At 63.7% G+C, this 23,503-nt stretch carries 20 protein-coding genes and 1 pseudogene; 14 read left to right on the top strand and 7 right to left on the bottom strand.

Annotation, left to right across the window (positions count from 1 at the left end; all coding sequences use genetic code 11):
- The first annotated feature begins 33 nt into the window (after positions 1-33).
- The 6 genes from BT179_RS08430 (at position 34) to BT179_RS08405 (ending at position 7,680) form a co-directional block, all read left to right on the top strand.
- Positions 34-900, top strand: coding sequence for a pirin family protein (locus BT179_RS08430; RefSeq protein WP_072392146.1), 867 nt, complete (start codon positions 34-36; stop codon positions 898-900).
- Positions 901-1,105: 205 nt separating this feature from the next.
- On the top strand, positions 1,106-2,548 hold the full coding sequence (locus BT179_RS08425) for a mechanosensitive ion channel family protein (protein WP_072392149.1): 1,443 nt from the start codon (positions 1,106-1,108) through the stop codon (positions 2,546-2,548).
- 239 nt (positions 2,549-2,787) lie between these two features.
- The gene (locus BT179_RS08420) at positions 2,788-3,228 is read left to right on the top strand and encodes a carboxymuconolactone decarboxylase family protein (protein ID WP_072430697.1); all 441 of its coding nucleotides are present in this window, start codon (positions 2,788-2,790) and stop codon (positions 3,226-3,228) included.
- Positions 3,229-3,439: 211 nt separating this feature from the next.
- The gene (locus BT179_RS08415) at positions 3,440-3,940 is read left to right on the top strand and encodes a sigma-70 family RNA polymerase sigma factor (protein WP_072392155.1); all 501 of its coding nucleotides are present in this window, start codon (positions 3,440-3,442) and stop codon (positions 3,938-3,940) included.
- A 51-nt stretch (positions 3,941-3,991) separates the two neighbouring features.
- Complete coding sequence (locus BT179_RS08410) at positions 3,992-4,996, top strand: FecR family protein (RefSeq protein ID WP_072430696.1); 1,005 nt, start codon at positions 3,992-3,994, stop codon at positions 4,994-4,996.
- 245 nt (positions 4,997-5,241) lie between these two features.
- Positions 5,242-7,680, top strand: a complete 2,439-nt coding sequence (locus BT179_RS08405) for a TonB-dependent siderophore receptor (RefSeq protein WP_072392161.1) — start codon at positions 5,242-5,244, stop codon at positions 7,678-7,680.
- Between the two features lie 21 nt (positions 7,681-7,701).
- On the opposite strand, the gene BT179_RS08400 is transcribed toward BT179_RS08405, so the two are convergent.
- The gene (locus BT179_RS08400) at positions 7,702-8,853 is read right to left on the bottom strand and encodes an MFS transporter (protein WP_072392165.1); all 1,152 of its coding nucleotides are present in this window, start codon (positions 8,851-8,853) and stop codon (positions 7,702-7,704) included.
- A 206-nt stretch (positions 8,854-9,059) separates the two neighbouring features.
- Here BT179_RS08400 and BT179_RS08395 point away from each other — a divergent pair, with 206 nt between their 5' ends.
- Entirely contained in the window at positions 9,060-10,052 is a 993-nt protein-coding gene (locus BT179_RS08395) for a diaminopimelate epimerase (protein ID WP_072430695.1), read from the top strand.
- An 88-nt stretch (positions 10,053-10,140) separates the two neighbouring features.
- Here the strand turns inward: BT179_RS08395 and codA are convergent, their stop codons facing one another.
- From codA to BT179_RS08370, 5 genes are all read right to left on the bottom strand, one after another.
- Positions 10,141-11,388, bottom strand: a complete 1,248-nt coding sequence (gene codA, locus BT179_RS08390) for a cytosine deaminase (protein WP_072392171.1) — start codon at positions 11,386-11,388, stop codon at positions 10,141-10,143.
- Between the two features lie 13 nt (positions 11,389-11,401).
- The gene (gene codB / locus BT179_RS08385; RefSeq protein ID WP_072392174.1) at positions 11,402-12,673 is read right to left on the bottom strand and encodes a cytosine permease; all 1,272 of its coding nucleotides are present in this window, start codon (positions 12,671-12,673) and stop codon (positions 11,402-11,404) included.
- A gap of 274 nt (positions 12,674-12,947) precedes the next feature.
- On the bottom strand, positions 12,948-13,778 hold the full coding sequence (locus BT179_RS08380) for an alpha/beta fold hydrolase (protein WP_072430694.1): 831 nt from the start codon (positions 13,776-13,778) through the stop codon (positions 12,948-12,950).
- A 211-nt stretch (positions 13,779-13,989) separates the two neighbouring features.
- A complete protein-coding gene (gene queD, locus BT179_RS08375; RefSeq protein WP_072392180.1) occupies positions 13,990-14,346 on the bottom strand; it encodes a 6-carboxytetrahydropterin synthase QueD in 357 nt (118 codons plus the stop codon).
- 84 nt (positions 14,347-14,430) lie between these two features.
- Entirely contained in the window at positions 14,431-15,510 is a 1,080-nt protein-coding gene (locus BT179_RS08370) for a hypothetical protein (protein WP_072392184.1), read from the bottom strand.
- Between the two features lie 238 nt (positions 15,511-15,748).
- On the opposite strand from BT179_RS08370, the gene BT179_RS08365 reads away from it, so the two are divergent.
- The 7 genes and pseudogenes from BT179_RS08365 (at position 15,749) to BT179_RS27180 (ending at position 21,811) form a co-directional block, all read left to right on the top strand.
- Positions 15,749-16,057: a PepSY domain-containing protein gene (locus BT179_RS08365; protein ID WP_072392188.1), complete on the top strand. Its 309-nt coding sequence runs from the start codon at positions 15,749-15,751 to the stop codon at positions 16,055-16,057.
- The gene (locus BT179_RS08360) at positions 16,057-16,368 is read left to right on the top strand and encodes a PepSY domain-containing protein (RefSeq protein WP_072392191.1); all 312 of its coding nucleotides are present in this window, start codon (positions 16,057-16,059) and stop codon (positions 16,366-16,368) included. The genes BT179_RS08365 and BT179_RS08360 overlap by 1 nt, the downstream gene beginning before the upstream one ends.
- A complete protein-coding gene (locus BT179_RS08355; protein WP_072392196.1) occupies positions 16,368-17,036 on the top strand; it encodes a response regulator transcription factor in 669 nt (222 codons plus the stop codon). Before BT179_RS08360 ends, BT179_RS08355 begins: the two co-directional genes overlap by 1 nt.
- Before the next feature lie 10 nt (positions 17,037-17,046).
- A complete protein-coding gene (locus BT179_RS08350) occupies positions 17,047-18,360 on the top strand; it encodes an ATP-binding protein (RefSeq protein WP_072392199.1) in 1,314 nt (437 codons plus the stop codon).
- A gap of 254 nt (positions 18,361-18,614) precedes the next feature.
- Positions 18,615-19,931: a Na+/H+ antiporter family protein gene (locus BT179_RS08345; RefSeq protein ID WP_165887874.1), complete on the top strand. Its 1,317-nt coding sequence runs from the start codon at positions 18,615-18,617 to the stop codon at positions 19,929-19,931.
- Between the two features lie 149 nt (positions 19,932-20,080).
- Positions 20,081-20,905 (top strand): annotated as a pseudogene (locus tag BT179_RS27185) (cache domain-containing protein); the annotation flags it as partial.
- Positions 20,906-20,989: 84 nt separating this feature from the next.
- Complete coding sequence (locus tag BT179_RS27180) at positions 20,990-21,811, top strand: methyl-accepting chemotaxis protein (protein WP_371264382.1); 822 nt, start codon at positions 20,990-20,992, stop codon at positions 21,809-21,811.
- A gap of 247 nt (positions 21,812-22,058) precedes the next feature.
- On the opposite strand, the gene yegQ is transcribed toward BT179_RS27180, so the two are convergent.
- Positions 22,059-23,384, bottom strand: coding sequence for a prephenate-dependent tRNA uridine(34) hydroxylase TrhP (gene yegQ, locus BT179_RS08335; protein ID WP_072430691.1), 1,326 nt, complete (start codon positions 23,382-23,384; stop codon positions 22,059-22,061).
- Positions 23,385-23,503 lie beyond the last annotated feature (119 nt).

Genomic DNA, 23,503 nt, shown 5'->3' with positions numbered 1-23,503 from the left:
ATGGCTTGGCCCTACCGGATTTGGAGACGCAGCATGAAAAGCATCATCGGCCTTTACACCAGCCCCCGGCCCCATTGGGTCGGCGACGGTTTCCCGGTTCGTACCCTGTTTTCCTACGACAGCCTGGGCGAGCACATCAGCCCGTTTCTGCTGCTGGACCACGCGGCCCCGACCGAATTTTCCCCTACCCGGGAGCGCCGCGGAGTCGGCCAGCATCCGCACCGGGGATTCGAAACCGTGACCATCGTCTATCAGGGCGAACTGGAACACCGGGACTCCACCGGCAGTGGGGGCAGGATCGGCCCGGGTGACGTGCAGTGGATGACCGCCGGATCCGGCATCCTTCATGAGGAGTTTCATTCCCAAGCCTTCGCCCGCCAGGGTGGGACCATGGAAATGGTCCAGCTGTGGGTCAACCTGCCCGCCAAGGACAAGATGGCGCCGGCCGGCTACCAGACCCTCGTCGCCGGCGAGATCCCGGATATCGCCCTCAAAGGCGACGCCGGCCGCCTGCGCCTGATTGCCGGCACCTTCGAAGGGCAGCAGGGGCCGGCGAAGACCTTCACCCCGATCGACGTCTGGGACATCCGCTTGAACGCTGGCAAAAGCCTGGACCTGGACCTGCATGAGGGACGCAATGTCGCGCTGGTGGTGCTGCGCGGTGCGGTCTCGCTCAACGGTCGCGAGCGGGCCGAGGCCGGGCAGCTGGCTCTGTTCGACCGGGCGGGAGACCGGATGACCCTGCAAGCCAGCGAGGATGCGGTGGTGCTGTTGCTCAGCGGCGAGCCCATCGACGAACCCATCGTCGGCCATGGTCCGTTCGTGATGAACAGCGAGCAGGAGATTCTCCAGGCCTTCACCGACTTCCACGCCGGGCGCTTCGGCCAGATGGACGACTGACTGGCGCATGCGATGGACGGGGCTGGTGGCTTTGCTCACCCGCCCTGGATCCCTTGTGGGACGGGCTTGCTGGCCAAACCACGACATCGGTGGACTTGCTTGTCGAAATGTTGCCCTCGTCGCGAGCGGGCCCGCTGGCACAAAAGTTTGTGGCGTGTGCAATTTGTGCCAATCTTCGCTCCAATGATTTCCTGGAGCTGTCCCGATGCTGTCTCTGATCACCGATCATCCGATGCTCTGCGCCCTGGTGCTGCTCGTGCTGGACCTGCTGTTGTGGCGGCTGGTCAGTACGCAGCGGACCTACTGGAAAATCGGTGGTCGCCTGGTGATTTTTTCGTTGTTCAGCATGCTGCTGTTCAACGAGGGGCTCAATCCGATGGTGCCGGCGCCCTGGGGCGACGATGTGCCGCGGCATCTGGCGGCCACTGGTCTGCAGATTGCCTGGTGGCTGTTCGCCGCGCGGACCCTGACGGTGATGATCGGCGCGGCGATGATGCAGCGGGTCGGGCACACCGGACGCTTGCTGCAGGATCTGCTGGGTGCGGTGATCTTCCTGATCGCCGTCATCGCGGCCCTGGCCTACGTGCTGGACCTGCCGGTCAAGGGCGTACTGGCGACATCCGGCGCGATGGCGATCATTGTCGGCCTCGCGTTGCAAAGCACCCTCAGCGATGTGTTTTCCGGGATCGTGCTCAATACCACCAAGCCCTATCAGCTCGATGACTGGATCTCCATCGACGGCACCGAAGGCCGCGTCACCGACATCGACTGGCGAGCCACGCGGTTGCAGACGGCCCAGGGCAGCATGGCGGTGATTCCCAACTCCCTGGCGGCCAAGGCCAAGATCGTCAACTTCAGCCGGCCCAGCGATGTGCACGGTCTTTCCATCAGCGTCCCGGTCAGCCCCCACGCCCGACCGCAGAAAGTGATCGAGGCGCTGGAGCGCGCCATGATCGGCTGCCGCGCATTGCTCTCCAGCCCGGCGCCCTGCGTGACCCTCAAGAGCACCGGCAGCGCCGGGGCGGAATATGAGATCAGCGGGTTCGTGGCCTCCATGAGCCAGAAGCGCGAGGTGCGCAATCAACTGTTCGACCTGGCGTTCCGGCATCTTCGGGCTTCGGGCATCAGCCTGCTCTCCACCAGCGAGAACACTGCCGCCGCCGGTACGTCGCGGCCCCGGGCCCTGCTGGACAGTTCGAGCATTTTCGCCACATTGCGCCCGGAGGAAAAAGACACCTTCAGCCAGAACATGACCCTGCAGACCTTCCGCGCCGGGGACATGATCCTGCCCGCCGGGGAGGTCAGCGACCATCTGTTCATCATCGAGTCGGGGGTGGTCAGCGTGACCCTGGTGCGCAATGGCCAGGTACTCGAAGGCGGACGCATGGGGCCAGGGGAGGTGATTGGCGAAGCGGGAATCGTCTCCGACCAGGCCGCCCTGGCCAACTTCACGGCCAAGACGTTCTGCTCCCTGTATCGCATCGAGAAGAGCTACCTCAAGCCGTGCCTCGACGCTCGCCATGACATTGCCGATGCGATGAAGAACCTGCTGGACGTGCGCACCCACCTGGCCCAGAACCTGACGCGGGAGATGCCCAAGCCCGTCGCCAAGAAACGCTTCCTGCAATGGTTGCGCAGCCGCGCCTGAACAGGTCCTGAAGTCGGGGCCCCCTGAGGCGAGGAGATTTATCCCCGCTGGACTGCGAAGCAGGCCCATACGGTTGAGCAGGGCGTCTGCTTCGCAGCCGTGCGGGGATAACTCCCGTCGCCACAGGGACAATCATCTTCGATGCCCATTGGCCACCCGAACTTCCCAATAATTGGCTATTTGTACGGCGCCACCGCAAGGCTAACGTAGCGCCACACCCAATCGTTCTGGAGTTCACCATGCAACCGCGCATCGATTTTTATACCGCTTCCCCGGACGCCTTCAAGGCCATGATGGCCCTGGAAACCGCCGTTTCGAAACTGGGCCTGGAAAAATCCCTGCTGGAACTGGTCAAGCTGCGTTCCTCGCAGATCAATGGCTGCGCCTTCTGCATCGACATGCACACCGCCGATGCCCGCAAGAACGGTGAGACCGAGCGGCGCCTGTACGCCGTGACCGCCTGGCGCGAAGCACCGTTCTTCACCGGCCGCGAACGCGCCGCACTGGCCTGGACCGAAGCCCTGACCCGCCTGAGCGACACCCACGCGCCCGATGCCGACTATGCGCTGCTGAGCGAACACTTCTCCCCCAAGGAAATGGTCGACCTGACGGTGGCGATCAACACCATCAACGGCTGGAACCGCCTGGCGGTGGGCTTTCGCAAGATGCCTGAAGCCTAGTCGAACGCAAAGAGACCGGTGGGAGCGAGCCTGCTCGCGATGGGGTAGGGCATTCAATGTTGAATTGACTGTCAAGCTGCCATCGCGAGCAGGCTCGCTGCCATAGGACATTCTCGATTCTGAAAGCTTCGGACGACAGGCAGTGCAATAGGTTTGCTTCAGCTTAATGGGAAGAATTACTATTCACATCCCGTTTCCGCAGCGCGCCGTAATGACCCCCAAGTTGCCCCGCTTATCCGGTTTTTTCGAGCATTACGAAGAGTTGATCGGAACCTGGACCCGGCGCCTGCGCAATCGCGAGCAGGCCGAGGACCTGGCCCACGATACCTTCGTGCGGGTACTCGAGGCCGATTCGGCGGGGGTCGAGCAACCTCGGGCCTACTTGCACCAGACGGCGCGCAACATTGCAGTGGATGGCTATCGGCGCGAAGATCGACGGGGCGCCATGGAGGAGGCGGCGATCGATTTCAGTCAGTCGCTTTCCAGCGACCCGGAGCATTTCATGCACGCGATCCAGCTGGCGGACTCCATCGAACGGGCGCTTGCCGAGCTGCCAGCCAACTGCCGTACGGTGTTTGTCTGGCAGAAGATCGAAGGCCTGACCCAGGCGGAAATCGCCGAGCGCCTGGGGCTGTCAAAAAACATGGTGGAAAAGTATATGATCCGCACCCTGCGGCATCTGCGCGATCACCTGGACGGGCCTGGGCAATGATCCGCCGTCGTCTTGCACTGCAACCCGCTCACCTGAACCCGAGGACCTTCCATGATGGATAGCCGTGATTGCCCGTGTGGGCAGAACCGGGTTCGCGACGAAGCGGCGCAATGGTTCGTGCGCCTGCAAGCGCCGGTCATGGGGGTGGAGGAGCGTCGGCGCTTCGATGCCTGGCTGGACGAACACCCCAACCACCGAGATGAAATCCAGTTGCTGCAAGGCATCTGGAGCGCCACGGACCTGCTGCCCCGCGAGCGCCTGCAGGCCTTGTGCGAGCCCCCGGCCAAACGTCCCGCGCGCCGGCCGTTGCTGCGCTATGCCGTGGCCGCCGGACTACTGGCGGTGACGATCGGGCTGGGGCTGTTCAGCGGCCTGGGTTCTACCACCGACTACAGCGCAGAGTTTGCCACTGCCCTTGGCGAACGCCGGCACATCGCGCTACCGGACGGCTCGCTGATCGATCTCAATAGTCGCAGCCGAGTACGTATCCAGTTCGTGCATCATCAGCGCCGGGTGGAGTTGATCGAAGGGCAAGCGTTGTTTCGTGTCGAGCATGACGTCGGCCGGCCTTTTACCGTCGAAGCGGGCAACGGCCAGGTGACAGTGACCGGAACACGCTTCGACGTGCGCCGTGATGTCGACAAGACCCGGGTCGCGGTAGAGCAGGGCAGCGTCAAGGTCCAGGGGCGCGATCTGTCCCAGGCCAGCTTTGTCAGCCTGACGGCCGGCCTGGGTACCCAGATCGACGCCCAGGGCAAGGTGGCCACGCCCTATGCGATCAATGCCGATGCGCTCACCGCCTGGCGCAATGGCAAGCTGGTGTTCAACAACGCCTCGTTGAACGAGGTGGCCGAAGAGGTTTCCCGTTATCGCGCCAAACCCTTGCGGGTGGGCAGCGCGGCGGTGGGCAACCTGCGCTTGACCAGCGTGTTCCGTTCCGACAATCCCGAGGCGTTGCTCAAGGCCCTGCCGGACATCCTGCCGGTGGCCGTGCGAACCCTGGACGACGGTAGCCAGGAAATAGTTGCGCGCCAGGTTCTGCCTGAAAAGCCTTGATACTCGTTCATGCCGCGTTGAAAACCGGCTCGTGCGCGAGTCCGATCGCCATGCTCATTTACTCCAGTAAAGTCGAGCGCGACCCTGGCCGTTCCTCGCCGGTTTTCGCCTTGCCTACCTGCCCAAGATTTTTCAAACAGAGCCTGGATTCAGGTTTTTTTCGAGTTCTTCGTCTACTTGTCCAACTGCAACTGGTTTGTATTAACAGACGCGTATTCTTGCGATTCGACAGGACAAGGTTCGACGTGAAAACTTTTGCTAAAAACAACAAACGCCGCCAACCCCGCTGGTTGCCACTGGCCTTGACGTTGGCCGTCAACGCCGCGGTTCCCCAGGTTCTTGCCGATCAGGCGGCCAGTAGCATCCATATCCAGGCCCAGCCGCTGGGCCAGGCCTTGAGCCAGCTGGCCCAGCAGACCTCGTTGCAGGTGTTCTTCAGCCCCGAGCTGGTGGCTGGCAAGCAGGCGCCGGCGGTGGAAGGCAACCTGTCCCCGGAAGCGGCCCTGCGCCAGCTGCTGCAGGGCAGCGGCCTGCAGTACCAGCTCAATGACGGTTCGGTGACGGTGCTGCCGGCGCCTTCGGCCACCAACGGTGGCCCGCTGGAGCTGGGCGCCACGGACATCCAGGTGGTGGGCGACTGGCTCGGCGATGCCAATGCCGAAGTAGTGCAGAACCATCCTGGCGCACGCACGGTGATCCGCCGCGAAGCGATGCAAGAGCAGGGCGCCATGAACGTCGGCGATGTCCTGCGGCGTGTGCCCGGTGTGCAAGTGCAGGACGCCAATGGCACCGGCGGCAGCGATATTTCCCTCAACGTCGGTGTACGAGGCCTGACCTCGCGCCTGTCGCCGCGCTCCACGGTGTTGATCGACGGCGTCCCGGCAGCGTTCGCGCCTTACGGTCAGCCGCAATTGTCCATGGCGCCGATTTCCTCGGGCAACCTGGACAGCATCGATGTGGTACGCGGCGCTGGCTCCGTGCGCTACGGGCCGCAGAACGTCGGTGGGGTCATCAACTTCGTGACCCGGGCGATTCCGGAAAAGGCCACCGGTGAAATCGGCACCACGCTGGAAACTTCCCAGCGCGGCGGCTGGAAACATATCGACACGGCATTCCTCGGCGGTACGGCCGACAATGGCATGGGCGCCGCGCTCCTGTATTCCAGCGTGAACGGCAACGGCTATCGCCGCAGCAATAATGGCAACGACATCGACGACGTGATCCTCAAGACCCACTGGGCGCCTACCGAGGTGGACGATTTTTCCCTGAATTTCCATTACTACGACGCCAAGGCCGATATGCCGGGCGGCCTGAACCAGGCGCAATATGACGCCGACCCGTACCAGTCCGACCGCGACTGGGACACTTTCGCCGGCCGGCGCAAGGACGTTTCCTTCAAGTGGATCCGGGAAATCAGCGAACGCACCCAGGCCGAGGTGCTGACCTATTACTCCGACAGCTACCGTGGCAGCACCATCGCCTCTCGGGATCAACGCAACCTGGTGTCTTACCCGCGCACCTATTACACCTTTGGCATCGAGCCGCGGGTGTCCCATGTGTTCGACCTGGGCCCCACGACCCAGGAGGCCAGCGTGGGGTATCGCTACCTCAAGGAGGGCATGCACGAAGAGGCCAGTCGCCTGGCGTTGCGTGATAACCAGCCAGTGGTGCGTCCGGGGGCCGATGGCCATGTCTATCAGGACCGTACCGGAGGCACCGAGGCCCATGCGGTCTACGTCGATGACAAGATCGATATCGGCAAATGGACCATCACCCCGGGTATCCGCTTCGAAAGCATCAGCACCGAATGGCACGACCGCCCGGTGCTCGACAACGCCGGCCGTCCCGTGCAGGAAAAGCGCCGCAGCATCGACAGCAACGAGCCGCTGCCGGCCCTGAGCGTGATGTATCACCTGTCCGATGCGTGGAAGCTGTTCGCCAACTACGAGACGTCCTTCGGCAGCCTGCAGTATTTCCAGCTCGGCCAGGGCGGCGTGGGCAACGACACGGCCAATGGCCTGAGCCCGGAAAAGGCCAAGACCTACGAGATCGGTACGCGCTACAACGATGAGGTGTGGGGCGGGGAAGTGACGCTGTTCTACATCGACTTCGACGATGAGCTGCAATACATCAGCAACGATGTGGGCTGGACCAACATGGGCGCCACCAAGCACCAGGGCCTGGAAGCTTCGGTGCGCTACGACCTGGCCGCCCTGGACCCGCGTCTCGAGGGCTTGAGCGCCAACGCCGGTTTCACCTACACCCGGGCGACCTATGAAGGCCAGATCCCGAGCTTCAAGGGGCGTGACCTGCCGTTCTACTCGCGCCAGGTGGCAAACGTGGGCTTGCGCTACGACGTCAATCGCTGGACGTACAACCTCGATGCGTTTGCCCAGTCCAAGCAACGCTCGCCCGGAAACAACGTGAACCCCGACGGCAGTTTCAGCGACAACTACATCACCGACGGCACCGCCGACGGGCAGTTTGGCGACATGCCTGGCTACGTGCTGTGGAACGTGCGGGCCGGCTATGACTTTGGCGAGCAGCTGTCGAACCTGAAACTCGGCGCCGGGGTGAAGAACCTCTTCGACCACCAGTACTACACCCGTTCGAGCGACAACAACTCGGGGATCTACGTGGGGGCGCCGCGGACGTTCTTCGTGCAGGCCAGCGTGGGGTTCTGATGAGAACGCCTTGCGCAGGGCTCAGACTTTGAGCACTTTCCCACTGGCCGCCACCGCCACCAGTGACAGCGCAATCAGCCCGAACGCAATGCTCAGGCTGCTGCCATGGGCCACGAACCCGATCAGCGCCGGGCCGGCAAGGATGCCGGCGTAGCCGATGGTGGTGATGGCCGGTACGGCAATCGCTTCAGGCATCAGTGTCTGTTTGCCGACGGCGGTGTACAGCACCGGCACGATGTTCGAACAACCGGCCCCCACCAATCCATATCCCAGCAACGCCGCCTGCCACATTGGTGCCAGGGTCGCCAGCAGGAACCCGGCCGCGGCGGTCGCGCCGCCGTAGATGATCACGCGCCGGGCGCCCAGGCGACGCACCACTGAATCGCCCGTCAACCGGCCGACGGTCATCGTCAGCGCGAACGCGGCATAACCCAGCCCGGCGTAGGCGGTTTCCACCCCGCGCTCGGTGGTCAGGAACACCGCACTCCAGTCCAGCACCGCGCCCTCGGCCAGAAATACGATGAAACAGAGGATGCCGATGAACAACACCACGCCATGGGGAATGGCAAACGCCGGTCCCGAACTCTCACTGCCGTAGGGCAGTAGATGCGGCGCCGCCTTGAACAGCGCCACCAACAGCAAGGCGTTGACCACCAGTGTCGCCCCCAGGGGCGAGAGCCCCATGCCGAGCAAGGCACTGACCCCGGCCGCACCAATGATGCCCCCCAGGCTGAACATGCCGTGGAAGCCCGACATCATGGTCTTGCCACTGGCTCGCTCGACGATCACCGCTTGCAGGTTGACCGTCGAATCCACGGTGCCAAGCCCGGCACCGAACACGAACAGCGCGGCCACCAGCCAGGGTAGCGTCGTCATCGTCGCCAGCAACGGCAGCGCCAGACAGATCAGTATCGTGCCGCCGCTGAGCACCCGACGGCAGCCGAACCGCGCCGCCAGCGCACCGGAAATCGGCATCGCCAGGATCGACCCCACCCCCAGGCACAACAGCAGCAACCCGAGGGTGCCTTCATCGAGATTGGCCCGGACCTTGGCATAAGGCACCAGCGGCGCCCAGGCCGCGATGCCGACACCGGCGATCAGATAGGCAATGCGGGTGGACATCTGTTCCAGGCGTCCGGGGATAAAGGTTGGCGGTGGGGTGATGGCAGTCATGAAACGTCCTTGGTCTGGCGATGCGGTGGTGCGGGCAGGGCCCTATGCTTGCATATTCACTGACCGTGCTGCGACTCCAAGGTGCCGACCGCGTTGTCTGCATCGCGAGCAAGCTTTGATCCCACCGTCATGCGTTGACGATTTTGCTCCTGCAGGGGCGCTCGGCATAAAGTACTGCCTCTCGCTGGCGAATACCGGGTTGGTCCATGACGCAGTTTTATGATGCACGCGGCAATGTTTATGGTGTGGTTTCACCGCAACAGGTCCGTGCCCAGGGCATAGACCTGCCCTCGTCGGCCGGACAGGCGGCAAGGGCGAGGGAAGGTTGGACTTCAGCCGCCATCCATGCCTTCTGCAGTTGGGCGCCGGGCGAAGCCCCGCCGGGGGCCAAGGCCCATCGCTGCGACGGCTTGCTGATCGGGCCATTCCAGAGCGAGCCGCCCTTCGATCTGCTGATCGTCAACACCGATGGCACCCTGGCCGAGCGCAGTGGCAATGGCCTGACGATCTTTTCCCAGGCCCTGAAAGAACGCGGGTTGATAAAGGACGATGGCGATTGCCTGCTGCAGGTCCATCACGACAATCCCCATGGCGTGTCGCCGTTGCGCACATCGGTGCGGGCCGCCATGTTCGAGGGCGCACAGGGTTTCTGGTTGGACCTGGGGCGGCCGTCGTTCGGGCCGCAAGCCGTCGGTGCCCGGAACGTGGAGCGCGTGACCTTCCAGCAGCACGATGTCAGTCGGGTAACGGCGTTGCACGCCTTGAACCCGGCATGGGGCCACAACCAGTTCGTGAACATCGGCAATCCTCACTGCGTGACGTTGGTGGACAGGGTCGACGCCCTGCCGGACAACCCACAGATGCGCGCCCCGGCCTTGGCGCAGGGCCTGACCCGCATCGCCTTTGCCGCGCCCGCAGGGTCGGGTTCTCCTTGTCCGGCAGGGGTGAATCTGCAATGGGCGTGGCTCCAGGCCCCGGGACTAATCGTCGCTCGCGTCTTCGAGCGCGGCGAAGGCCCCACGGCTTCCTCGGGCACCAGCGCCAGCGCCGTGGCCAGCGCTGCGTGGCGAGTGGGCTGGGTCGCGGCGGGACCGGTGAGGGTTGTCATGCCCGGTGGCACAGCGCCGATCTTATTGGAACAACAGGATGAGGCGTTGGTGCGAGTTAGGCTGTTCGGCACTGCCAAGGCCATCCCGTGAATCCCTGTGTTCCCGGTAATGCCGAGGACCCGTCAGGCGCCACCGATGACGCCATCATGATCAGGCTCGTCTCCCAGCAGGGGCAGGTTCAATCCAACACGGGAGCAAACTCCACCACCGGCATCTGCCGCTTCATCAGCACTTCGCCATGGCGAATCGAGTAGAGCGGCAAGCCCTGGCTGCGGATCACTTCGTAGTCGCTGTCCGCCGACAGGATCAGCAGGTTCGCCGGGCGGCCGGGCTCCAGGCCGTAGCGCTCGCCCAGGGCCATGGCCTTGGCACTGTTGTCGGTGACCAGGTCCAGGGCGCTTTGCAGGTTGCGGTAGCCGAGCATATGGCAGATATGCAGGCCGGCTTCCAGTACCCGCAGGATGTTGCCGTTGCCCAGGGGATACCACGGGTCGACGATGGAATCCTGGCCGAAGCACACGTTCATCCCGGCTTCGAGCAATTCGTTGACACGGGTGACGCCGCGGCGTTTGGGGAAGGTATCGAAGCGCCCTTGCAGGTGGATGCTTTCGGTGGGGCAGGACACGAAACTGATGCCCGAATGGCCCAGCAGGCGGAACAGCTTGGCGCAGTAGGCGTTGTCGTAGGAGCCCATGGCCGTGGTGTGGCTGGCTGTCACCCGACTGCCCATGTCGCGGCTGCGGGCTTCTTCGGCAAGCACCTCCAAAAAGCGTGAGTGCGGGTCGTCGGTCTCGTCGCAATGCACATCCACCAGGCAACCGGTGCGTTCAGCCAGGTCCATCAGGAACTTCACCGAGCTGACGCCCTGGTCGCGGGTGTACTCGAAATGCGGGATACCGCCCACCACATCGGCGCCCATGCGAATCGCTTCTTCCATCAGTTCGCGGCCATTGCGGTAGGACTCGATGCCTTCCTGGGGAAACGCGACGATCTGCATGTCCACCAAGTGACGGCTTTCCTCGCGCACCTGCAGCATGGCCTTGAGGGCCGTCAGTTCAGGGTCGGTCACGTCGACGTGGGTACGCACATGCTGGATGCCGTGGGCAGCGAGGGCCTGGAGGGTCTTCTTGGCGCGGGTCCTGGTGTCTTCCTGGGTGATGGTGGCCTTGCGCTCGCCCCAGCATTCGATGCCTTCGAACAGCGTACCGCTCATGTTCCAGCGCGGTTCGCCGGCCGTGAGGGTAGCGTCCAGGTGGATGTGCGGCTCGACGAAAGGCGGCACCACCAGGTTGCCTCCGGCATCGAGGTCTTCCGGGCCAAGGCTGGGGGCCTCGGTCTGGCGGGCGATATTGGCGATCAGGCCGTTTTCCAGGTGCAGCTCATGCAAGCCTTCACGGTTGCGCAGGCGGGCGTTGATGATGTGCATCGGCGAGTCCTTGTTATAGGTCTTGGAGTGGCGCAACAGCGGTGCGGGTACCCATGACGCCAGTCAATACCACATACGTTAGCGCGCCGGTGGCGATTCCTACCAGTGGCGCGACCCATGGCGAATTGAATGCGGCGACAGTACCCAGCCCATAGGCCAGCAAGCCGGGCCAGTTGAAGGCTGGCAACCGTGCTTCGGCCAGGCGTGGATAACGGCCGCGCCAGCGAAAGAAGAAGTCGGCCATGATCACGCCGCCGATCGGCGGGATGACCGTGCCCAGAAGGATCAGGTAGGGCACCAGCAGGTCGTACATGCCCAGCAGGGCCAGCAGTGTACCGACCAGCGCCCCGCCCAGGGTAACGGCCTTGCGTCGACGGGTTCGCAGCAGGTTGCAGCCGGCCACGGCGAAGTTGTAGATGGTGTTGTCCTGGGTGCTCCAGATGTTGAGCAGCAGCATCGCCATCGCCGCCATGGCGAAGCCCTGCAGCAGCAACACCTCGACCACGTCCGGTTGCTGATAGACGATGGCGCCGTAGGCACCGATCAGCACCATCAGCCCATTGCCGAGGAAAAAGCCGATCAGGCTGGCCAGCACCGCAACCTTCGCCGAGCGGGAGAAGCGCGTCCAGTTGGTGGCCTGGGTCGCGCCGCTGACGAAGGTGCCGAACACCAGCGTGATGGCGGTGGACCAATCGAGGCTGCCTGTGGGAACCACGGCCAGCAAACCCTCGAAACCGCCGATTTTCGTCGTCGCCACCCACATCGACAGCATCAGCAGCAACAGCATGGCCGGTACGGCGATATAGGAAAGGATCTCCAGCCCGCGATAGCCGATGTAGGCGGTGGCGCAGAACCCCAGGCCGAACAGCACCATCAGCCCCAGCACGCTGCCCTGGTCCAGCTCGAAATACTTGCCCAGCACCACGGCCGCGGTGGCCGTGCCCCAGGCGTACCAGCCGATCTGGGTGAAACCCAGGATCAGGTCGCTGAGCTTGCTGCCGACCTCACCGAAACAGAAGCGGCCCATCAGCACCGAGTTGAGCCCGCTCTTGAAGGCGATGTAGCCCAGGCCTGCGGCATACAGGCCCAGCAGCAGGTTGCCGATCACGATCACCGTGAGCATTTCGACAAAACCGAAGGCCACCCCCAGCTTGCCGCCGGCGAACATCGTCGCGGTGAAAAAGGTGAAGCCCAGCAACACCATGGCCGTGGAGGCCAGGCCCTTGCGGGCATGCATCGGCACTTCGCTCAAAGGGTAATCGTTGCCCGGATCGTTCTGAGTCATGTGGCGGACCTTGCAAAAGAGGAAAGACCGCGAGCGTGCAGCGGCCGTGCCAAGCGCGTGATCGCGAGGTTATTTATAGACAATCCTGGGAATTGGGGGGCGCAGGGGGGGCGAAAGCGGTGCGCGAGTGATTCAAGTTGGAACACGGATCCCATTAGCGACGAGCCCTGTGGGAGCGAGCTTGCTCGCGATAGCCTTGTGTCAGATAGCATCAAAGTGACTGCCATGCCGCCATCGCGAGCAAGCTCGCTCCCACAGGAGAATGCGGTGTCTTTCAGGTCGGGGAGGACAGTGGCAAAAACCGCAACATCGCCGCCACGATGGCTTGCGGTGCGTCTTCCTGGACCAGGTGCCCGGCGTTCGGAACGGGATGCAATTGTGCCCCGGGGATCATCCGTTGGAGGGCCTGGCCGCGTTCGATGGGAATCCACTGGTCATCCTCGCCCCAGAGGATCTGGGTCGGGCAGCGCACGCTCGGGTACAGGTCTTGCGCCTCACGGGTATAGCGTTCGTCCATCTGCGCGATCTGCCGGTAGAACGCCGCCTGGCCTGTCTCGCCCAGCCATGGCTTTACGTAGGGCGCCAGTTCCTCGTCCGGGATGTCCCGTTTGATCGCACCACGAATGTACGTCGGCACGATGGCGCGTTGAATGTAGTCGGGCAGGCCGCTGAAGGCGGCTTCATGTTGGCGCACGTGCTGTACGAAGGCGGAGCCCCAGGGCGACAGGGCCACGGGGTCGATCAGGGTCAGGCTGCGGTAGTCCCTGCCGTCGAGCAGATGGGTGCGCAGGGCGGTGGCGCCGCCGAAGTCATGGGCCACCACGTCCGGGCAGTCCAGGCCCCAGTGTTCCAGCAATTGTGCGAGCAACAGGTTTTGCACGCCCAGGGACACGTCGGCATCGGGTTGTGCGGATTGGCCATAACCCAGCAGGTCGAAGTAGTGCACCCGGTGGGTGGCGAAAAACAGCGGGGCGATGCGGTGCCACACGTAGGAAGAGAACGGCGTGCCGTGGACAAATACCAAGGGAGGGCCATCGCCGTGGATGGCGTAGCGGATGGGATGTCCGTTGAAGGTGTATGTCTGATCCAGCGGCCAGTGGGTCATAATCGTGTCCTCTTGGCATGTTCGAGCCAAAGAGCATAGACACAAAAAAGCTGATGTCAGGCAAACAGGGACCTGTGGCGAAGGCAGTTATCCCCGCTGGGCTGCGCAGCAGACCCAAAGCAATGGACTCGATCCGCCTGACACACCGAATGGCGGTTTCAGGACTGCTGCGCGGCCCAGCGGGGGATGAACCCCGCCACAAGGGATTTGGTTATTCGCCGCGATAGATGCAGCCGCTGGTGCATGTCTCATGGATGCGAATGGCACTGAGCTCGGGCAGCAACGGCTTCAATTCACTCCAGATCCACTTGGCCAGGACTTCGCTGGTGGGGTTTTCCAGGCCGGGAATGTCGTTGAGGTAGTTGTGGTCCAGACGCTCGTACAGCGGCTTGAAGATCGCCTTGATCTCGGAGAAGTCACGAATCCAGCCGGTGTACGGGTCGATATCGCCGTCCAGATGGATCGCCACTTTGAACGAATGGCCATGAAGGCGGCCGCACTTGTGGCCTTGCGGCACGTGGGGCAGGCGGTGGGCGGATTCGAAGGTAAACTCTTTGAAGATTTCCACGGGGTTCGGGCTCTATAGGGTAGCGGTCGCGAGGCAGGCGGCGGAGTTTATCAGTTTGGCTCCGGCGTTGCGCAACCGTGCTGACTAAAGGGTCAGCAATCGCTCGCCCAACCCCCCATTGGCCGTCAGTTCCAGGAACTCGTCGCCCAGCCGTCGGCTTTCGTCCATTGCGGTGCGCCAGTATTTGCGGCGGCTTGGGTCATCGCCCATGAAACGCTTGAAGTCGTTACGATCCGGCAGTTTGCCGAAGGGCAGGCGAGCCAGGTACTCACGGGACGGCGCCAGTAGCAGCACGTCCTGCAGGCGTTCGGCATTGCCCCGGCGCCACGGCAGGCTCTTGTCGAACCAGCCGGGAATGACCCGGTCGGTAAAATGTGGATACAGCACGATGTCATCGCCGCTGTAGGGCAGGTCGAGGTGATAGTCCAGCAGGCCGCCGTCGCGGTAGGTACCGGCACCGGCACCCGGCAGGTCGCGCACGCCTTCCATCACCATGGGAATGGAGCCCGATGCCAGCAAGGCCTGGCGCAGGTTGGCCACCTCCAGCGGGACGAAGCGCGATGGAAAGTCGTTCAGAGGATGCAACGGCGGCGCCAGGCGCGGATCGTGGACGATCAGCCGTTCGAAGTGCCGTGACAGCCGTGCGCGGCCGCGCAGGTTGTCAGCGATCACCGACGACAGGCCCAGGCCCAGCCGCCCACGATGATCCTGCGCGAGCAAACCATGGCTTTTGACCACCATGATGTTGAGTCGGTAATGCGGGTTGTCGAGGATCGCCGCATCGCGGCCTTCGAGCAGGTCGTCGAGCATGCGCTGCGAACTCTGGCTGACCCCGGCCATGGTCACGCCTTTGGCAAAGCTCTGTTCGTTGTACAAGGTGCCCAGGCGCCGGATCCCTTCGGCGGCATCCGGCAGGCAGGCACTGGCGAAGCGCCAGGAGCCTACCGACGCGCCGATCAGCGAGCGTTCCCGGGGCGCGGCGGGCAGCCATTCACCGAACAGCGCCAGGTCCAGCCCCTGGATCCCCAGGGCCTTGGGCCCCCCGGCGGCGCCGGGCAGGATGCCAACGTCGCGGGCGCTGAGGCCCGCCTCGCGAATGCGCGCGAAAGCACGAGGGCCGGCCTTGAGGGTGAGCGCTGGGATCTTGATGTGGATGGCGGTCATACCGGCCTCGAATGCGTACAGGTGGATGATTATAACGACACAACAACCCGTGGACGCGAGCCCGCTGGCGATGGCGCCGGCCCATCCCGCGCCGATTCAGGTTCGCACGGCTCTGCCAGCAAGCCCGTCCCTGCAAGCGTTCACAGACGTTGATGTGGGTTCAATGATGGCAATTCAGTTTCAGTTAAGTTCTTCCCGATAGAGTCGTTGCGTGACGATTATAAAAAGGAGACAAACCATGAACCGCCTGACTGCCTTTTTCATCGCGATGTCCATGGCCCTCGGCGCCGGCCTGGCCCAGGCTCGAGACCTTGATGCCGGCGAAGCCCAAAAACTGCAGGACGCTGGTACCATTCAGTCCTTTGAAAAACTCAAGGCCGCAGCCCTGGCCCAGCACCCTGGTGCCACGCTGACGGATGTCGAGCTGGAGGAAGAGTACGGCAAGTACATCTTCCAGGTGGACCTGCGCGATGCCAAGGGCATCGACTGGGACCTTGAATTGGATGCTGTGACCGGCAAGGTGCTCAAGAATCATCAGGATACGTAATGAAGCTTAATCTACGCGCCCGCAGTCCCTGGCTGCTGGCGCTGCTGACGTTTTGTTCGGTGGTCATGGCTCGCGACCTGGACCAGGACGAAGCCCTGCAATTACGCCAGCAGGGCGTGATACTGCCCCTTGAGCATCTGCTGCAACAGGCGCTGGACCGGCATCCCGGCGCCAAGTTGCTGGAAGCCGAGCTGGAGGAAAAGCACGGGGTCTATATTTACGAGGTCGAGCTGCTGGATACCGACGGCGTCGTGCGCGAGCTGGACCTGGAGGCCAAGACCGGCCGTTTACTCAAAGATAAGGAAGATTGATGCGCCTGCTTCTGGTGGAAGATCACGTTCCCCTGGCCGACGAGTTGATGGCCGGGCTTGCACGACAGGGTTATGCCGTCGACTGGCTCGCCGATGGGCGCGATGCGGTGTACCAGGGCAGTACCGAGCCCTATGACCTGATCATCCTCGACCTCGGCCTGCCCGGGGTGCCGGGGCTCGAGGTGCTGGCCCAGTGGCGTGCCGGCGGCCTGAGCACCCCGGTGCTGATTCTCACGGCCCGTGGTTCCTGGGCCGAGCGCATCGAAGGTCTCAAGGCCGGCGCGGACGACTACCTCACCAAGCCGTTTCATCCCGAAGAGCTGCACCTGCGGATCCAGGCGCTGCTGCGTCGCTCCCATGGCCAGGTCAACCAACCGACGCTCCAGGCCGCCGGGCTGCATCTGGACGAAGGGCGTCAATGCGTGGTCCGCGACGGTACGGACATCCAGCTCACGGCTGCCGAATTTCGCCTGTTGCGCTATTTCATGCTTCACCCTGAACAGATCCTCTCCAAGAGCCATCTCTCCGAGCACCTGTATGACGGCGAAACCGAGCGCGATTCCAATGTGCTGGAGGTTCACGTCAATCACCTGCGGCGCAAGCTGGGACGCAGCGTGATCGAGACCCGTCGTGGGCAGGGCTATCTGTTCGGCGGACAGGCGCAATGAGCGCCGGGCAGTGAGGTCCATCCAGCGGCGCCTGAGCCTGGGCCTGATCGGTGTGATGGTGGTGGTCGGCCTGGTCCTGGCGCAGACCAGCCTGTGGTTGTTCGAGCTGGGTTTGCAGCGTTACCTGGAAGCCGGGCTGCGCAACGACAGCGAGAGCCTGCTGGTGGCCCTGGTGCGCGGCCCCCAGGGGTTGCAGCTGGATGAGCGCCGCTTGTCGCCGGCCTATCTGCGCCCGTTTTCCGGGCACTATTTCCGCATCGATTTTGCCGATGTGCATTGGCGCTCCCGCTCCCTTTGGGACCAGGAATTGCCCCGGCTCGAGCATCCGGGCCTGCACAGCAACCTGAAACTGGGGCCCGAAGGGCAGAAGCTGCTGGTGCTGCGTACCGACTACCGGCGCCTGGGCCAGGCGATCTCCATCAGCGTGGCCCAGGACTACACGCCAGTGCGCGACAGTTTCCTGCGCATGCAACAGGTTGGCCTCGGCCTCGGCCTGGCCGGCCTGCTGCTGATCCTGTTTCTGCAACGGATCACAGTGCGCCGGGCCTTGCGTCCATTGGAGGCGGCCCGGGAACAGATCGCCCAGCTACAGCGCGGGCAGCGCTCGCAGCTCGATGAACAAGTGCCCCGGGAGCTGGAGCCGTTGGTGGCGCAGATCAACCACCTGCTGGCCCATACCGAGGACAGCCTCAAGCGTTCGCGCAATGCCCTGGGCAACCTGGGCCATGCCTTGAAGACCCCGCTGGCGGTGCTGCAAAGCCTGGCCTCCAACGAAAAGCTCGATCCCTATCCGGAGCTGCGCAAGCTGTTGCTCGAACAGCTGGAACAGGTGCGGCAGCGCCTCAATCGCGAGCTCAACCGTGCCCGGCTGTCCGGCGATGCGTTGCCCGGCGCGCACCTGGACTGTGACGCTGAGCTGCCCGGGCTGCTGGCGACCCTGAACATGATCCATGGCGAGCACCTGCACCTGGCGTACGTCGCACCGCCCGGGCTGCACTTGCCCTGGGACCGCGAAGACCTGCTGGAACTGCTGGGCAACCTGCTGGACAACGCCTGCAAATGGGCCGACGCCGAAGTGCGCCTGACCGTCACCGAAACCGCCGGGACATTCAGCCTGGCGGTGGAGGACGATGGCCCGGGGATTCCCGAGGACCGGCGTGACCAGGTGTTCAGCCGGGGCACGCGCCTGGACGAACAGACCGACGGCCATGGCCTCGGGCTCGGTATCGTGCGCGACATCGTCGACACCTGGAGCGGTACGCTGGCACTGCATGACAGCGAGTGGGGCGGGCTGAAGGTCGTGATCGAACTGCCCAAGCGCTGAGCTCTATCGCATGACGCCGCCCAGCCTGTGGGAGCGGGCTTGCCCGCGATAGCAATCGCTCGGCAGCTATCCATGCGTCCGAACTGACGCCATCGCGAGCAAGCCCGCTCCCACAAGGGGGGGCGCTTGGCGCTAGTCAATATCGCGAGATTTGAAAACCTGCCCCACGGCCCTTGCAGCTTGCCGCCGCTTCCTGCAAAGTCGCGGCCTTTTTGTCCGGTGGCCTTCCATCGCTGTGCTTTGAGGTAACGATGATAAATGCAGTAATTGCCGCGGTTGGCGTCATGCTGGTGCTCAGCCTGTCCCGCGTGCATGTGGTGATCGCGCTGATTATCGGCGCATTGGTGGGTGGCCTGACCGGCGGCCTGGGTATCGAGGCCACGCTCAAGGCGTTCAACGCAGGCCTTGGCGGCGGGGCGACAGTGGCATTGTCCTACGCCTTGCTTGGAGCGTTCGCGGTAGCGATTGCCAAGTCCGGCATGGCCCATGCCTTGGCCGACAAGGCCCTGGCCATGGTGGACCGCCAGGACGCCGCTGGTGGCTCCGGTGTGAAATGGGTGCTGATCGGTTTGCTGGGGACGGTCGCGGTCGCTTCCCAGAACATCCTGCCGATCCACATCGCCTTCATCCCGCTGCTGGTGCCGCCGCTGCTCTATGTGCTGACCAAGCTCCAGCTGGATCGTCGGCTGATCGCCTGCGTCATGACCTTCGGCCTGATCACCCCCTACATGTTCCTGCCGGTGGGCTTCGGCAACATCTTCCTCAATGAAATCCTGCTGGCCAACATCGCCCGCAGCGGCGTGGATGTCAGTGGCATCAACGTCACGCACGCCATGGGTATCCCGGCGCTGGGCATGGTCTTCGGCCTGGTGCTGTCGTTCTTCACCTATCGCAGGAAACGCGTCTACGACCTGAAGAAGATCGCCAGGGCCGAACAAGTGGCGGTGCGCTACAACCCGTTGAGCCTGGCGGTGGCCGGGTTGGCAGTGGCTGCGGCGTTCGCCATCCAGCTGCTGCTGGACTCGATGATCATCGGTGCCCTGGTCGGCTTCCTGATTTTCTCCATCTCGGGGGTGGTGCGCTGGCGCGAAACCGACGACTTGTTCACCGAAGGCATGAAGATGATGGCGATGATCGGCTTCATCATGATCGCCGCCTCGGGTTTTGCCGAGGTGATGAAGGCCACCGGTGAAGTCCAGAGCCTGGTGGAGACGTCGGCGGCGTGGATCGACCACAACAAGGGCGTCGGTGCGCTGATGATGTTGCTGGTGGGCTTGCTGGTCACCATGGGCATCGGCTCGTCGTTCTCCACGGTGCCGATCCTGACGACGATTTTCGTGCCGCTGTGCCTGCAGCTGGGCTTCAGCCCCCTGGCCATCGTCTGCATCGTCGGCACGGCCGGCGCCCTGGGCGACGCCGGCTCGCCTGCCTCGGACTCGACCCTGGGCCCGACCTCCGGCCTGAACATCGACGGCCAGCACCACCACATATGGGACACCGTGGTGCCGACCTTCATCCACTACAACCTGCCGCTGCTGGCGTTTGGTTGGGTGGCGGCGATGGTGCTGTAGCCTCGAGACCGAGTCGCCTCAATCGCAAGCAGGCTCGCTCCCACAGGGAATTGCACTCCAATGTGGGAGCGAGCCTGCTCGCGAAGGGGCTGCCCAGATCAACCCTTCCCTGAGCCCCTGCTCACCTTGTCCTACAGTTTTGCCGTGCGATGCCGTTAATACAGCTAACCACGCCAATAACACCTACAAGAGTGAACAGCATGCGCCTGAGCCTGAAGGCTAAAGTCCTGTCCCTGGCAATACTCCCGGTATTGCTGTCCGCTGTGATCATCAGCCTGACCACGGCATTCATCCTGAAGGAACAGGCCGCCAACGAGGTCCGACAGACCCGTGAACGCCTGCTCGCCGAGGCCAAGGCCACGCTGCAGAATTACGTGGCGGTGGGCCTGACCGCCATCAAGCCGCTGTACGATGCCGCCGCGCCCGGTGATAACGCCGCGCGGGCCCAGGCGATCAAGCTGCTGTCGAACGTCAGCTACGGCAAGGACGGCTATTTCTTCGGCTACGACTCCGAAACCGTGCGCCTGTTCAAGGCCAACAGCCCCGATGGCGTGGGCAAGAGCTTCAAGGACAACCGTGACCCGAACGGTGTCTACGTCAACCGTGACCTGGTGAAAGTGGCCAAGGACGGGACGCATTACCTCGAATACAGCTCGCCGCTGCCCAACAGCAACGAACTGGTACCCAAGCTCGGCTACACCGAATACCTGCCCAAGTGGGACATGGCGGTCGGCAGCTCGGTCAACCTGGACGGCATCGAAGGCCAGGTGGCGCTGGTGGAAGCCAAGGTCCACGATCGTGTACAGGGCGTGATATTGAGCATCGTCGGCATCGCCGCCGTCGTGTTGCTGGTGATCGCCATGGTGGGGTTGCTGCTGGCCAATACCATCCTGCGGCCGCTGCACCTGATGAAGGACAACCTCGACGACATCGCGGCCGGCGAGGGCGACCTGACCCGGCGCCTGCCCATCACCAGCCAGGACGAGCTGGGCCAACTGGCCGGTTCGTTCAACCGCTTCGTCGACAAGATCCATGGCCTGGTGCGCCAGATCACCGACATGACCTCGCAACTGACCGGCCTGGTGACCCAGGTGTCCGAGCAGGCCCAGCGTTCCGAACAGGCCATGGAACGCCAGCGCCACGAAACCGACCAGGTCGCCACGGCGATCAACCAGATGTCTTCGGCCGCCCAGGAAGTGGCTCGCAGCGCCCAGGGGGCCGCCGTCGCGGCCCAGCAGACCGATGAAGAGGGCCAGTCCGCCAAGCGCGTGGTCGCCGGCAGCATCCAGCAGATCCATGCCCTGGTGAGCGACATTCGCAGCAGTGGCCTGTCCCTGGACAGCCTGCAGCAGGACGTGGCCTCCATCGTCAGCGTACTGGGGGTGATCCGCTCGATCGCCGAGCAGACCAACCTGCTGGCCCTCAACGCCGCCATCGAGGCCGCGCGGGCGGGGGAAGCGGGGCGAGGTTTTGCCGTGGTGGCCGATGAAGTGCGGGCCCTGGCCAGCCGGACCCAGCAGAGTACCCAGGAGATCCAGGGCATGATCGACCGCCTGCAATCGGGTACCCATGCGGCGGTGGAAGCGATGCGTCGTTCCAGCGAGGCCGGTGACGGCACTTCGGTGCAGGCCAACGAGGCGGGCGCCTCCCTGGATGCCATGGCGCAGTTGATCGGCACCATCAACTCGATGAACGCCCAGATCGCCAGCGCCGCCGAAGAACAGACCGCCGTGGCCGAGGAAATCAACCGCAGCGTGCATCAGATCGCCGTGGCGGTGGACAGCGTCGCCGACGAAACCCAGCGGGGCGCCCAGACTTCCCGCAGCCTCAACGACCTGGGCCAGCGCCTGGGCAAGCTGGTGGGGCAGTTCCGCATCTGATCCCGCAGCAGCAGGAGCTGCCGAAGGCTGCGATCTTTCGCTCTCGATCCAGTTGTTTCGCCTGGGCTACCGGGCCCTATCGAAAGTGGAGGATCGCAGCCTTCGGCAGTTTCTGCCGCGACCAAAGGCCGGGCAGGACCCCTGTGGGTGCGAGCTTGCTCGCGACAGAGGCGGATCGGTCATCGAAGTGTTGCCTGGGCAGTCGCCATCGCGAGCAAGCTCGCTCCCACAGGGGCAACTGTAACCGCTAGGGTGCCTGCACATCCCGCATCAACAACCCGAACCGCAGATCCACCGCGTCCGGGATCGGCACGTACACCACATGTCCATCCCCCGGGGCGACGTCGATGCTCTGGCCCTTGGCGTTCTGCAACTGATGCAGGTCGAAGTGGAAGTTGCCCTTGGGCGTCATCAATTCCATGTGATCGCCCAGGCCGAAGCGGTTCTTGACCCTTACTTCCGCCAGGCGCTCGCGACGCTCGCCGGTCAGTTCGCCGACGAACTGCTGGCGCTCCGACACCGAGCTGCCGTTCTGGTAGTTCTGATATTCATCGTGCACATGCCGCCGCAGAAAGCCTTCGGTGTAGCCGCGCTGGGCCAGTGATTCGAGGTCGGTCATCAGGCTGCGGTCGAATTCCCGGCCGGCCACGGCGTCGTCGATCGCCCGGCGGTAGACCTGGGTGGCACGGGCGCAATAGAAGTGGGACTTGGTCCGGCCTTCGATCTTCAGCGAGTGCACCCCCATGCGGGTGAGCCGCTCCACGTGCTGGACCGCACGCAGGTCCTTGGCGTTCATGATGTAGGTGCCGTGCTCGTCCTCGAAGGCGGGCATGGACTCGTCCGGGCGATTGGCCTCCTGGAGCAGGAATACCTGGTCCGTGGGGGCGCCCAGGCCGAGCGTGGGTTCGGGCTGGTAGCTCTGCACGATTTCGCCGGTCACGTTTTCCATGGCCGGTTGCGCCGAATACTTCCAGCGACAGGCATTGGTGCAACTGCCCTGGTTGGCGTCGCGCCGGTTCAGGTATCCCGACAGCAGGCAGCGCCCGGAATAGGCCATGCACAGCGCGCCATGGACGAACACTTCCAGCTCCATGGCCGGGACCTGCTGGCGAATCTCGGCGATTTCCTCCAGGGACAGCTCCCGGGACAGGATGATCCGGCTCAAGCCCTGTTGCTGCCAGAACTCCACGCTTGCCCAGTTCACCGTGTTGGCCTGGACCGACAGGTGGATGGGCATCTCTGGGAAATGCCGGCGAACCAGCATGATCAGTCCCGGGTCGGACATGATCAGCGCATCCGGCGCCATGGCGATCACAGGTTCCAGATCCTTGAGGAAGGTGCGCAGCTTGGCGTTGTGCGGGGCGATGTTGACCACCACGTAAAACCGCTTGCCCATGGCCTGGGCCTCGCCGATGCCCAGGGCCAGGTTGGCGTGATCGAATTCATTGTTGCGCACCCGCAGGCTGTAGCGCGGCTGGCCGGCGTACACCGCATCGGCTCCGTAGGCGAAGGCATAGCGCATGTTTTTCAGGGTGCCGGCGGGGGCGAGCAGTTCGGGGGCTACGAGGGGCATGGTGGCGTCGGATCGCAAAAAGCGGCGAGGGTAATCCGCGTCCGGTCGAGCAGTATTGATGCAGGTCAATGCGGGGGTGGGCAAACGCGACGGCACTCCGGCGAGTCCGGGCTGACTAA

Origin of the sequence: Pseudomonas sp. NFACC43, from assembly GCF_900119645.1 — a bacterium.
GTDB lineage: Bacteria > Pseudomonadota > Gammaproteobacteria > Pseudomonadales > Pseudomonadaceae > Aquipseudomonas.
This window is presented reverse-complemented; position numbering and strand designations above follow the sequence as displayed.